The sequence below is a fragment of the Roseateles sp. P2_H4 genome (genome assembly GCF_056403315.1).
Map to the genome: position 1 here is coordinate 214,975 of NZ_JBFUFR010000001.1, position 12,733 is coordinate 227,707.

Annotated in this window: 10 protein-coding genes; 7 read left to right on the forward strand and 3 right to left on the reverse strand. The window is 69.5% G+C overall.

The window, feature by feature from the left end:
• The first annotated feature begins 2 nt into the window (after nt 1-2).
• Entirely contained in the window at nt 3-1,886 is a 1,884-nt protein-coding gene (locus AC1DW3_RS01060) for a potassium transporter Kup (protein ID WP_477927815.1), read from the forward strand.
• A complete protein-coding gene (locus AC1DW3_RS01065; RefSeq protein ID WP_477927818.1) occupies nt 1,883-3,205 on the forward strand; it encodes an APC family permease in 1,323 nt (440 codons plus the stop codon). The genes AC1DW3_RS01060 and AC1DW3_RS01065 overlap by 4 nt, the downstream gene beginning before the upstream one ends.
• Here the strand turns inward: AC1DW3_RS01065 and AC1DW3_RS01070 are convergent.
• Nucleotides 3,202-3,975, reverse strand: coding sequence for a class II glutamine amidotransferase (locus tag AC1DW3_RS01070; RefSeq protein ID WP_477927820.1), 774 nt, complete (start codon nt 3,973-3,975; stop codon nt 3,202-3,204). The genes AC1DW3_RS01065 and AC1DW3_RS01070 overlap by 4 nt on opposite strands.
• A gap of 42 nt (nt 3,976-4,017) precedes the next feature.
• Here AC1DW3_RS01070 and AC1DW3_RS01075 point away from each other — a divergent pair, with 42 nt between their 5' ends.
• From AC1DW3_RS01075 to AC1DW3_RS01095, 5 genes are all read left to right on the forward strand, one after another.
• On the forward strand, nt 4,018-5,196 hold the full coding sequence (locus AC1DW3_RS01075) for a benzoate/H(+) symporter BenE family transporter (RefSeq protein WP_477927822.1): 1,179 nt from the start codon (nt 4,018-4,020) through the stop codon (nt 5,194-5,196).
• Nucleotides 5,197-5,345: 149 nt separating this feature from the next.
• The gene (locus tag AC1DW3_RS01080) at nt 5,346-6,299 is read left to right on the forward strand and encodes a DUF535 family protein (RefSeq protein ID WP_477927824.1); all 954 of its coding nucleotides are present in this window, start codon (nt 5,346-5,348) and stop codon (nt 6,297-6,299) included.
• Nucleotides 6,300-6,349: 50 nt separating this feature from the next.
• On the forward strand, nt 6,350-7,297 hold the full coding sequence (gene gshB / locus AC1DW3_RS01085; protein ID WP_477927826.1) for a glutathione synthase: 948 nt from the start codon (nt 6,350-6,352) through the stop codon (nt 7,295-7,297).
• Nucleotides 7,294-8,979 (forward strand): DUF885 domain-containing protein, encoded by a 1,686-nt coding sequence (locus AC1DW3_RS01090; RefSeq protein ID WP_477927828.1) that lies wholly within the window; start codon nt 7,294-7,296, stop codon nt 8,977-8,979. The genes gshB and AC1DW3_RS01090 overlap by 4 nt, the downstream gene beginning before the upstream one ends.
• Before the next feature lie 58 nt (nt 8,980-9,037).
• Nucleotides 9,038-9,493 (forward strand): DUF4124 domain-containing protein, encoded by a 456-nt coding sequence (locus tag AC1DW3_RS01095; protein WP_477927830.1) that lies wholly within the window; start codon nt 9,038-9,040, stop codon nt 9,491-9,493.
• Nucleotides 9,494-9,507: 14 nt separating this feature from the next.
• Here AC1DW3_RS01095 and AC1DW3_RS01100 read toward each other — a convergent pair whose 3' ends face one another.
• Both AC1DW3_RS01100 and AC1DW3_RS01105 read right to left on the reverse strand, forming a co-directional pair.
• A complete protein-coding gene (locus tag AC1DW3_RS01100; RefSeq protein ID WP_477927832.1) occupies nt 9,508-11,445 on the reverse strand; it encodes a hypothetical protein in 1,938 nt (645 codons plus the stop codon).
• A 33-nt stretch (nt 11,446-11,478) separates the two neighbouring features.
• Nucleotides 11,479-12,693, reverse strand: coding sequence for a flavin-dependent oxidoreductase (locus tag AC1DW3_RS01105; RefSeq protein WP_477927834.1), 1,215 nt, complete (start codon nt 12,691-12,693; stop codon nt 11,479-11,481).
• Between the last annotated feature and the right edge of the window lie 40 nt (nt 12,694-12,733).

The window sequence follows — 12,733 nt, forward strand, 5'->3', positions numbered from 1 at the left end:
AAGTGAGTTCTTCTCATGCGGCCCGCAGCCCCTCGGCGCTGGCGGGTCTGACCCTCGGGGCTCTCGGAGTGGTCTATGGCGACATCGGCACCAGCCCGTTGTACGCCCTCAAAGAGGTTTTCCACGGCGGCCATGTCTCCACCACGCCAGACAACATCCTCGGCGTGCTGTCCCTGCTGTTCTGGACGCTGACCGTCGTCGTCTCGATCAAGTATGTGCTGCTGATCCTGCGCGCCGACAACAACGGCGAGGGCGGCCTGATCGCCATGCTGGCGCTGGCCACCAACGCCGTGAACGACAAGCCGCCGCTGCGCCGCACGCTGATGCTGGTGGGCCTGTTCGGCACCGCCATCTTCTTCGGCGACGCCGTCATCACGCCGGCCATGACGGTGCTGGGTGCCGTCGAGGGCATCGACGTCTACGAGCCCCAGCTGCACGATGCCATCCTGCCGATCACGCTGATCGTCATGGTCGGCCTGTTCGCCGTGCAGCGCTTCGGCACCGGCGGCATCGGCAAGGCCTTCGGGCCCATCATGATGCTGTGGTTCCTGACGCTGGTGGCCCTGGGCCTGCCGCACATCTTCGACAACCCGCGCGTGCTGGCGGCCGTCAACCCGGCGTATGCGCTGCACTTCTGCCTTGAATACCGCTGGGTGGCCTTCGTCGCACTGGGCGCCGTCGTCCTCGTCGTCACGGGTGGCGAGGCGCTGTATGCGGACCTCGGCCATTTCGGCAAGAAGCCCATCCGCATCGCCTGGTATGGCGTTGTCATGCCGTCCTTGGTGATCAACTACTTCGGCCAGGGCGCCATGCTGCTGGACAACCCCGAAGGCGTGAAGAACCCCTTCTTCCTGCTGGCGCCGGGCTGGGCCGAGATCCCCCTCTTCCTGCTGGCCACGGCCGCCGCCATCGTTGCGTCTCAGGCCCTGATCACGGCCGCCTTCTCGGTCACCAAGCAGGCCATCCAGCTCGGCATCCTGCCGCGGCTGCGCGTGCTGCACACCAGCGTGCGTGACACCGGCCAGATCTATGTGCCCTTCATCAACTGGGGCCTTTTCGCCCTGGTCGTCGTCGCCGTCGTCTTCTTCGGGTCGTCCACCAAGCTGGCGGGCGCCTACGGCGTGGCCGTCACCATCGACATGACGATCACGACGGTGATGACCTTCTTCGTCATCCGCTACGGCTGGAAATACCCGCTGGCGCTGTGCATTGCCGCCACAGGCGTCTTCTTCCTCATCGACGTGACCTTCCTGGCTTCCAATCTGCTGAAGATCGCCGCCGGCGGCTGGTTCCCGCTCTTGATCGGCATCGGCATGTTCACGCTGATGCTGACCTGGAAGCAGGGCCGCAAGCAGCTGTCCGACAAGCTGCGCGAGGACGCCATCGAGCTCGACACCTTCCTCGAGGCCGTCTTCATCAATCCGCCGACGCGCGTGGCCGGCACGGCCGTCTTCCTGTCGTCCGAGAAGGGCTCCACGCCCAATGCGCTGCTGCACAACCTCAAGCACAACAAGGTGCTGCACGAGCAGAACGTCTTCGTCACCGTCAAGCACCACGAAGTGCCCTGGGTTGGTTTCGAGAAGCGCTGCGAGGTCGAGGCCCTGGGGCACTGCTGCTGGCAGGTGGCCCTGCACTTCGGCTTCAAGAACGAGCCCGACGTGCCCGAGGCCCTGGCCCTGTTGAAGAAGCATGGCGTGCAGCTCGACGAGATGGAGACCAGCTACTTCCTGAGCCGCGACATCGTCATCCCGACCATCGGTTCGGGCATGGCGCTGTGGCGCGAGAAGCTGTTCGCCAGCATGCACCGCAACGCGGCCGCGGCCGCCGACTTCCTGCACCTGCCGACCAACCGCATCGTCGAGTTGGGTTCCAAGGTCGAGATTTGAGCCTGGCCACGCCGGAGCGCCGCCTGGGTGCCCGGCACGCGGGCGCGCTGTGCGTCGGCATGGTCGTCGGCGCCGGCATCTTCAAGACCTCGCCCATGGTGGCGCAGTCCCTGCCCGATGCCGGCCAGCTCTATCTCGCCTGGGCCCTGGGCGGCGTGCTGTCCTTCGTCGGCGCGCTGTGCTTTGCCGAGCTGGCTGCGGCCTTTCCGGACGCCGGCGGCGACTACCACTTCCTCAGCCGCGCCTATGGCCGGCGCCTGGGCTTCTTGTTCGCGTGGTCGCGCTTCGCCGTCATCCACACCGGCTCGATGGCGCTGCTGGGCTTTGTCTTCGGGGACTATCTCGGCCAGGTGGTGGACTTGAGCCCCTGGTTGGGGTCCCATGCCAGCGCGCTGCTGGCAGCGGTGCTGATCGTGTTGCTGACCGGGCTCAACCTGCTGGGCGTGCGCGTCGGCCTGGGCACGCAGCTCGGCCTGACGACCTTGGTGATGGTCGGCCTGCTGCTGCTCGGCCTGGCTGCCGGTGCTCACCAGCTCGGCGGCCTGCCGCCGGCCAGCGTGGGCGCGGCGACGGCGGGCACCGACTGGGGCGTGGCCATGGTCTTCGTCTTCCTGGCCTATGGCGGCTGGAGCGATGCGGCGACGCTGTCGGCCGAGATGCGCGACGAGAAGCGCGGCATCGTCCGCGCGCTGTTGCTGGGGCTGGGCGTGGTGATGGCCCTCTATCTGCTGGCCAACTGGGCCTATGTGAGCGTGCTGGGTCTGCCCGGCCTGGCGCGCAGCGAGGCGCCGGCAGCCGAGCTGATGCGCATCGCCTTCGGCCGTGGCGCTGAACTGCTGATGGTGGGCGTCGTCACGCTGACGGCGCTGTCGGTGATGAACGCCATCCTCATCGCCGGCCCGCGCACCACCTATGCCGCCGCGCGCGACCTTGCATCCGAATGGCGGCTTGCGCACTGGAATGCACGCCGCGGCACGCCCAGCGCGGCCGTCGTCGCGACTGCCCTCGTGGCCCTGCTGCTGGTGGCCCTGGGCGACGTCACGCGCGGCGGCTTCTCGACCATGGTGGACTATCTGTCGCCGGTCTACTGGTTCTTCCTGGTGCTCAGCGGCGGCGCGCTGATCGTGCTGCGCCGCCGCGAGCCCGAGCGGCCACGGCCGTTTCGCGTGCCGCTGTATCCGTGGCTGCCACTGCTGTTCAGTGCCTGCAGTGCCTATCTTTTGTGGGCCAGCCTGGTCTATGTGAAGGCGGGCGCCGTCGTCGGCRTGGCCGTGCTGGCCGCCGGAGCCCTGCTGCTGGTCTTCATCGGCAGGCGTTAACTGCCGCAGAGCAGGCGGCGCTCGATGCGCCCGTCGTGCACATGCACGAGCTCGCCCTTGGCGAGCGGCTGCCAGGCCTCGGCGTCGTCGCCCAGCGGCTCCGAAGCGATCGCCCAGCCGCCCGGCTGGGGCTTGAGGTAGAGGCTGGGCGGCTTGTCGTCGCTGGCCCAGCGCACGGCCCAAAGCTGCTCGCCGTCCGCGAGGGCTGCGGAGAAGCGCAGCGGCGTCGTGATGCCATGCGCCTGCATCGCCGCCACCGTGTCCAGCAAGACCTGACGCGTCGCGGCTTCGACCGTTGCGCCGGCCTGCACGCGGCCCATGATGAGCAGGAAGAGCAGCTCCGAATCCGTGGCGCCGCGCTTCAGGTCATAGAGCTCGTCGGAGAGCTGCGCCTCCATGCCGCGGCGCAGGCGCGGGAAGTCGCCGATCTGGCCGTTGTGGATGAAGAGAAAGCGCCCGAGGTGGAAGGGGTGGCAGTTCTGCCGGGACACGCCGCCGCCGGTCGCCGCCCGCACATGGGCCATGAAGAGATGCGAGCGCACATTCGCGCACAGGGCCATCAGGTTGTCGTCGCTCCAGGCCGGCATCACCTCGCGGTAGACGCCCGGCGTGTCGCGCTCGCCATACCAGCCGATGCCGAAGCCGTCGCCATTGGTCACCGACTTGGCCTGTTCGGCCTGCAGGCTCTGGCGTACCAGGGAATGGCGCGGTTTGCAGACCAGGTCTTCCAGAAAGATCGCGTCGCCCGAGTAGGCGAGGAAACGGCACATCCGCAGGCCTGTCGTTGATGAAGTGGTGGCTATGCTGGCCGCATGACACGCTTGCTGCAAGACTTTTCGCCGTCCACTGTCGTTGCCGGCTTCGTGGCGGTGCTGGTGGGCTACACCAGCTCGGTGGCCATCATCTTCCAGGCCACCGTCGCCCTCGGCGCCACGCCGGCCCAGACCGCCTCCTGGCTGTGGGCCCTGGGCCTGGGCATGGGCGTCACCAGCCTGGCCCTGAGCCTGTGGACGCGCCAGCCCGTGCTGACGGCCTGGTCCACGCCGGGCGCGGCCCTGCTGGCCTCGACCTCGGGCGTCGAGATGCCCGAAGCCATCGGCGCCTTCATCGTCTGCGGCCTGCTGATCGCCTGGGCCGGCGCCAGGGGCTGGTTCGAGAAGCTGATGGACCGCATCCCCGTGGCCATCGCCTCGGCCCTGCTGGCCGGCGTGCTGGCGCGCTTCGGCCTCGAGGCGGTGACGAGCACGAAAACGGCGCCCGAGCTCGTCCTCGCCATGGCGGCGGCCTATCTGGCCGGCCGGCGGCTGTGGCCGCGCTATGCGGTGCCGGGTGTGTTGATCGCCGGCGTCATCGTGGCCCTGGCCCAGGGGCGCTTGAGCTTTGCCGGTGTCGACACCTCCCAGGTCTTCGCGCTGCCGCTCTGGACGGCGCCGCAGTTCAGCTGGCATGCCGTCATCGGCGTCGCCCTGCCGCTCTTCATCGTCACCATGGCCTCGCAGAACCTGCCCGGCGTCGCGGCCCAGCGCGCCAGCGGCTACCAGACGCCCGTGTCTGCCAGCATCGCCATCACGGGCGCGGCGACGACGCTGCTGGCGCCCTTCGGCGGCTATGCCTTCAACCTGGCCGCCATCACGGCGGCCATCTGCATGGGCCGCGAGGCGCATGAGGACCCGGCACGGCGCTACACGGCCAGCGTCGCGGCGGGCCTGTTCTATGTGCTGCTCGGCCTGGCCGGCGGCGCCGTCGCCATTCTGCTGTCGGCCTTCCCGCGCGAGCTCGTCGCGGCCATCGCGGGCCTGGCCCTGCTGGGCACCATCGCCGGTGCGCTGGCCGGCGCGTTGAAGGACGAGGGCCATCGCGACGCGGCCATCCTGACCTTCCTCGTCTGCCTGTCCGGCATCAGCGTTTTCGGCATCGGCGCGGCCTTCTGGGGCGTGGTGGCGGGCGGTGTCGCCACCGTCGTCGCGGCCTGGCGTCGCCCCGCCGTGTAAGCGGCGCGCCTTAAGTCACGCAAGTCACGCCCGGGACTTCCCCGCCCTCGGATCGAGGGGCGCGGCGGCGCTTTCATGTCCGCTATCTGTCGATAATCTGTCTCGAAGCTGTCAATGTAGGGCCGCCCCGGCGGCTTTTCCTTCGAGTCGTGACCCCCACCACCGCGCCAGATTGGCCCAGCCCCGTGCCGCCCAGCGGCCTGCAGTTGCTGAGCCGCGTGGCCGGCAATGCCTGGCGGCGGGCCCGCGCCCAGGGCCTGCCCGATGGCCTGCGCGTGCTGCTCGGCGGCGGCCGCATGCTTGGCGAGCGCGAGGGCCTCGCCCGGCTCTTCGCCATTCCCGCGTTCGCGCGGCTGATGGCCGCCCAGCCCCAGGCCGACGCCTTCTTCTTCATCAGCCACCGCCACTTCCTGTCGCGCGGCTTCGGCAGCACCGAGCGCCTGGCCTGCGTGCTCGACCATTTCCAGTTCGAGCAGACCCACTTCCTGCCGGCCCTGCTGCCGGCCCTGCATGGCGACGGCCTGCTGCTGTGGCGAAACCTGGCGGGCTACGACGTCCGCCTGCGGGCCAACGCGGCCACCCGCCACGAGGGCCCGCTCAGCCTCGTGCTGCGCCACCGCGGCGAGACCCTGCATGAGCTGTCTTTCGCCTGGATCGACGCCAGCCGCCTCGGGCCCGACGCCGGTGGTGGCCCGGTGCTGTTCGCCACGCGCAACCAGTCCCTGCGCTCGGAAGAGCCGGCGCTGGCGCGCTTTCGCGCCGAGTTCCCGCAGAACTCGCCCGCCTATTTCGCGTTTGCCGCGCTGAACGGCCTCACCCGCGCCCTCGGGCAGACGCGCGTCGTCGGCGTGCGCGACACGCAGCAGATCGCCTTCGAGTCCTGCTACGCGGCCGGCTTCAGGCGCTCCTACGACGACTTCTGGCTCGGCTTTGGTGGCCTGCCCCTGGCCCGGCACGGCGTGGAGATCCGGGTACCCGTCTCTGTCGCGGCCATGTCCGAGCTGAAGGCCAAGCACCGCACCCGGGCCCGCCAACGGCGCGAGCACTGGCGCAGCATTGCCGCCGCCGCCGAGGCGGCGCTGAGTCCCTACGTCAGAGGCTGAGGGCGGCCCTGTGCAACACTGGCCGACGCCCTAATCGCATCGCCCAGACCATGAAGCTGCTCTTCGTCGCCGACCCACTCGACACCTTCAAGACCTACAAGGACTCCACCTTCGCCATGATGCGCGAGGCCACCCGGCGCGGCCACAGCATCGTTGCCTGCGAGGTCGGCCAGCTCGTCTGGCTGCGCGGCGGCCGCGTGACGGCGCGCGGTGCCCGCCACATCACGCTGACCGGTGACGCGCATGACTGGTTCACGGTGGAGGCCACGGCCGATGTCGCCCTGGCCGACGTCGATGCGGTGCTGATGCGCAAGGACCCGCCCTTCGACAGCGAGTTCTTCTACGCCACCCATCTGCTCAGCCAGGCCGAGCGCGAAGGCGCCAAGGTCTTCAACCGCGCCAGCGCGCTGCGCGAGCACCCCGAGAAGCTCGCCATCCTCGAGTTCCCTCAGTTCATCTCGCCGACCCTGGTCACGCGCGACCCGGCCGAGATCCGTGCCTTCCACGCCGAGCAGCGCGACATCATCCTGAAGCCCCTGGACGGCATGGGCGGCATGGGCATCTTCCGCGTCAAGGACGACGGCCTGAACCTCGGCAGCATCATCGAGACGCTGAACAAGGAAGGTACGCAGACGGTCATGGTGCAGCGCTTCATCCCGGCCATCACCGAGGGCGACAAGCGCATCCTCATCATCGGCGGCAAGCCGGTGCCACGTTGCCTGGCGCGCATCCCGCAGGGCAATGAAGTGCGCGGCAACCTGGCGGCCGGCGGCAAGGGCGTGGCACGCGAGCTGACCGCTCGCGACCGCGAGATCGCCGAATACCTCGGCCCCATCCTGGCCGCGCGCGGCCTGCTGCTGGTGGGCCTGGACGTCATCGGCGAGAACGTCACCGAGATCAACGTGACCAGCCCGACCTGCTTCCAGGAGATCACCGACCAGAGCGGCTTCGACGTCGCGAAGATGTTCGTCGACGCGCTCGAGGAGGCCATGGCATGAAGCGCCGCGACTTCACGGCCCTGGGCCTGGCCGCCTTCGCCGTTCCGGCCATGGCCGAAGACAGCTTCATCGGCATGCAGAGCGAGCGCTTCCTCGAAGCCCTGTGGAAGCTCGACCCCGACGCCGCGGTGATGGCCGGCCGCTTCGAGTTCGCAGGCCGCGTGACCCTGCCCAGCGATGCGCAGCGCCAGCGCATGCGGACCTTCCTGACGGAGCGTTTGGGCGTTTTCGAAACCGTGCCCGACGCGCGTTTGAGCACCAGTGACCGCATGGATCGCGCCTTGCTGGTCGGCAAGATCCAGAGCGACCTCTGGCGCCTGGACACGCTGCGCGAATGGTCGTGGAACCCGTCCGAGCACAACCCGGCGGCGCCGCTGGACCTGCTGCTGAACACCGACTACGCGCCACTGCCCGCGCGGCTGAAGGCGCTCAAGCCGCGCATCGCGGCGCTGCCGGCCTATTACCGCGCGGCCCAGGCCAGCTTGGCCGGCGTCACGCGCGAGCACACGGAGCTGGCCATCCAGCAGGCGCCGGGCGTGCTCGGCGTGCTGGACGACATCGCCAAGCGTGCCGCCGAGGCGGGCCAGGCGGCCGCCCTCAAGGCGCCGCTGGCCCAGGCCCGCGCCGCGGTGAACGGCTATGTGGCCCACCTGAAGCGGCTCAAGCCGGTGCGGGGCTTTCGCCTCGGCGCCGAGCTCTACGAGCCCAAGTTCGCCCACGACATCCAGTCCGCCCGCACGGCCAAGGAGACCTACGAGCTGGCCCTGCAGCGCCGCGAGGAGGTGCTGGCCAGCATGCTCACGCAAGCCACCGCGCTGTGGCCGACCGTCATCGGCAGCGAGACGCCGCCCGCCGACCGCTTCGCGCTGATCGGCCGCGTCATCGCCAAGTTGAGCGAGCGCCATGTGGCGCGCGAACGCTTCGTCGACGAGATCCGCGCGCAGATCCCGCAGCTCGAAGCCTGGGTGCGCGAGAAGGACCTGCTGAGCCAGGACGCCAGCAAGCCGCTGGCGGTGCGCGAGACGCCCGAGTACCAGCGCGGCGTGGCCGGCGCCAGCATCGAGGCGCCCGGCGCCTACCGGCCGCAGGACCGCACCTATTACAACGTCACGCCGCTGGACGACCTGACGCCCGAGCAGGCCGAGAGCAGCCTGCGCGAATACAACCACTGGATCCTGCAGATCCTCAACATCCACGAAGCCATCCCGGGCCACTACACCCAGCTCGTGCACGCCAACCGCGCGCCGAGCAAGGTCAAGGCCCTGTTCGGCAACGGCGCGATGGTGGAGGGCTGGGCCGTCTACGGCGAGCGCATGATGATCGAGAGCGGCTACGGCGCCTCGCCCGAAATGACGTTGATGTACGGCAAATGGCATCTGCGCTCGGTCACCAACACCGTGCTCGACTACAGCGTGCACGTGCTCGGCATGAGCGAGGCCGACGCGGTGGACCTGCTGACCCGCCAGGCCTTCCAGACCCAGCGCGAGGCGACCGAGAAGTGGCGCCGCGTGCAGCTGAGCTCCGTGCAGCTGACCAGCTATTTCAGCGGCTACAGCGAGATTTTTGCGCTGCGCGAGGCCTTGAAGGCCAAGCCGGGGTTCAGCCTCAAGGCCTTCCACGAGCAGTTCCTCAGCTATGGCAATGCGCCGGTGCGGCTCATCGCAGCGGAAATGCTGAAGTGAGCAGGACCCTGCGATAGGGCGTCAGAGGCCGAAGCTGTTGCCAACCGCGAGGCGATCCATGCGCATCCAGCTGCACCGCATTCCTTTCCCGCTTCTGGCGCTACTGCTGGGGGCGGCCTTGTCGGCGCCTGCGAATGCGCAGGTCTACAAGTGCACCGACGTTGCGGGCAAGACGGCCTACCAGTCGAAACCTTGCCCGGACTCGGCACGCAGCGTGCCGATCGAGGGGCGGGCGCTCCCGTCGCTGCCGGCCTTGCCGGCCAATGCGTCGATGGCGGAGATGCGCCAGATCGTCGCGGCCCAGTGCGTGGCCCAGGGCCCGCGCAGCTCGCCGGACGTCGCTCGCATCGCGGCCGAGCAGCCGCGCAAGTTCCGCGACTTCTGCGAATGCTCGGCGGACAACACCGTGGCCCAGCTCGGGAAGGTCAAGGAGATCCTGGACGGTGGCGACAAGGCCGGGATCGAGCGTTTGGGCACACAGGTCGGGCTGGCCTGCGCCTCGCACCTGCAGTAGGCCCGGCCCGCGTTTCAAAGCCTGAAGCGGTCATGCACCCGCGGCGCCGTTGCCGCGGCGTCGTCATTGCGCCAGACCGGCCCGGGCTGGCTTGAACGCCGCCAGCGCCGCGGCACGCGGTCGATGGCGATGAACCAGGCCTGCAGCCCACCATCCGGCGCGATGCGAAAACGCAGGAATCCCTTGTGGTCCTGCCCATCCAGCGCCGAGTAGCCGTTGTTGGTCAGCAGGCCCAGCCGGCACATCAGCGCCAGATAGCCGCCGAACAGCGCCGAGCCCAGCACGGCGCCGCCGGCGAACACGCCCGCGCCGACGAGCAGCGAATGCAGGATCAGCCCCAGCGACTGGTCGCGGCTGCCCAGGCCCGCCCACAGGCTGACGGCCTGGTGCATGAAGAACTCCAGGCTGAACACGGCCACCACGTGCACCGCGGCATGCACGGCGCCCATGCCCCAGGTGGCGGCCCAGCGCGTCGTGCGGCCGTCGTCGGGCGACAGCTCGTCCACGGCCTCGCGGCCCATGGCCATGCAGCCGAAGGCCATCAGCCCGTTGATCAGGAAACCCAGCGGGCTGAACACCATGGCCTTGAGCCACAGGCCCAGCACGTCGACGTACTCGCCCGGCCCGTAGACCCAGAGCGGCTGGAAGCCGTCGGCCCGGAAGGACCAGGAGAAGGGGCTGGAGTTCAGATAGGCGTTGAACCAGTACAGCGCGCCGAGCAGCACGGCGAAGCCGACATTGCCATTGCCGCCTTCGCGCTGATTCCAAAGCTTGGGCAGGAAGGCGAACAGGTTGCGCCAGGCGCGGCCCCGCGATGCGGCCGCCGCCGGGTAGACGGTGGCCTCCTGGCGTTCGAAGCGCTCGCCGCGGCTGCGCCGGCCCGTCAGGCCGATCTTCAGCGCCGGCGTCTCGGTGCGCGGTTCGGGCGGGATGCAGTCCTCGGTGTCGAAGGCCTGCAGCCGCACCGGCCGCGTCGTCGTCCGGGTGTGGGTCGGGTGGGTGAAGGCGCCGCCGCAGCCGCAGGTGACGAGGTGGCCGTCGCGCGCCGTGTCCGCCGCATCCCAGCGCATGTAGTGGTGCAAATCGCCCGCCAGCCGCAGCCGGATGCGGCCGCGCAGCAGGCCCTCCAGGCGCTGGTAGCGCTTGGGATGGCTCTCGTCGGCGCCGTCGCCGATGGGGCGGGTCCAGTAGGGCTCGGGGTAGATCAGCATGACCTTGTCGTCGGGGCCTATGACCGGCGGCTTGCCATGGCCACCGATGGCCAGCATCTCGAACTGTTCGTACTGGTCGCGGTCGATGTCGTGGGTCAGCGCGAAATCCAGCGCCAGTGCCCACCAGCCGCCGGGCAGCTTCACGCAGAAATAGGACTGGCGCTGCGGGATGTCGGCGCCCAGCAGCGGCGCCGAGTCGTAGCCGCGCACGAAATAGCGGCTGAAGGTGGAGGCCGAGTCCATCCAGTCGTGGTTCTGCGGCACGGCCGCCAGCGTCAGCCGCCGGCCGCGMACCAGGGTGTCGGCAAAGTCGTTGCGCACGGCCTCGAACATCTCGACGAAGCGGTAGCGGTAGTCCTCGGTGCTGGCGGCCGGGTAGGCGAGGTCGCCGCCGAAGAGCAGCAACTGGCCTCTTGGGAGTGTCTGCAAGGTCTCGCCATCGACGCTCAGTTCGGGCGCCAGCGCCGCGCTGGCCACCGCATAGCTGGCGTTGCCGCCATCGCCGGTGTCGGCGATGAAGTCGAACCAGAACTCGCTCTTGAAGCCGCCATCGGTCTCCGGCTGGCTGCGATCGATGATGACCAGCGGCTGGGTCTGGCTCTCGCGGCCATCGCGGTTGCGCAACTGGTCCAGCGACGACAGCACCTGGCGGGCCGCCGTCCACAGGACCTCGGGCTGGTACCAGGCAACCGGGTGGCGGTCGTGGGGCGGGACCGAGCGGCCGAGCTTGAGTTGGGGCATGGGCCGCGATGATCGTCGCGGGCCGGGGCGGGATCAAGCGGCGTTTGTGCGATGGCCGGCGGCGGCCTTGTAGGCGTTGATCTCGGCGGCGACCTCGGCCGGGTCGATGACGTCTTCCAAGCGCGCAAAGCCCTCTGGCGCCAGCGCCTCGACCCGGTCCAGGATGGCATCCAGCCCCTCGCGGCGGTTCATCTCGACGATGCGGGCGCACAAGGGGCGGCGCTCGTCCTCGTAGGCCGCCAGGGCGGCGTCGAGGTCGGCGTGGTTGGACAGCGCGTCGGCCAGGGCCTTCGCGTCCATGATGGCCTGCGTCGCGCCGTTGGAGCCGATGGGGTACATGGGGTGGGCCGCGTCACCCAGCAGCGTCGAGGGCCCGAGCTGCCAGCGCGGCAGCGGGTCGCGGTCCACCATGGGCCACTCCAGCATCTGCTCGGCGCCTGTGATGAGGCCGGGCACGTCCAGCCAGTCGAAATGCCAGCTGCCGAAGGTGGGCAGCAGGTCGTCCAGGCTGCCGGCGCGGCTCCAGTCGGCGCGGTCGGGGGCCGTCAGGCCCGGCGTGGCTTCATGCACGCGGCGGTCGGCAATCCAGTTGATGAGCTGCAGCCCATCCGCTCGCGGCGCGCCAATCGGGTAGACGACGAACTTGGCCTGGCTGTGGCCGGCCTGCACCATGGTGCGGCCGTCGAGAAAGGGCGGCGCCCAGGACGTGCCGCGCCACATCATGATGCCGCGCCAGCAGGGGGCGCCTTCATCGGGGGCCAGGCGCCGGCGCAGGGCGGAGTGGATGCCGTCGGCGCCGACGATGAGGTCGGCGGCCAGTTCGCGCGGGCCGTCYGCCGTCTCGATCAGSGCGATATTGCCGTCRCGCACGCCGACGACGCGCTGGCCGCTCAGGACCGTGACCTTGGCCGAGGCCTCGGCCCAAAGCCGCATCTGCAACTCGCCGCGGTGGATGCTGAACTGCGGATGGCTGTAGCCGCCAGCGAGGCCGCGCGGGTCGCGGTAGATGGCCTGGCCATGGCGGTTGGCGAACACCAGCGCCGAGGTCTCGACCGCCATGCCGCGCAGGGCCGGCAGCAGGCCCAGTTCGTCCAGCACGCCGACCGCATGCGGCAGCAGGTTGATGCCCACGCCCAGCGGCCTGGGCTCGCGCACCGACTCCAGCACCGTGACCTCGTGGCCGCGCGCCTGCAGCGCCAACGCGGCGGTCAGCCCGCCGATGCCTCCACCCGCAATGACGATGTTCATGTCCTTCAGGGTAAGCGAGATAGTTGCGTACTGCAACAAA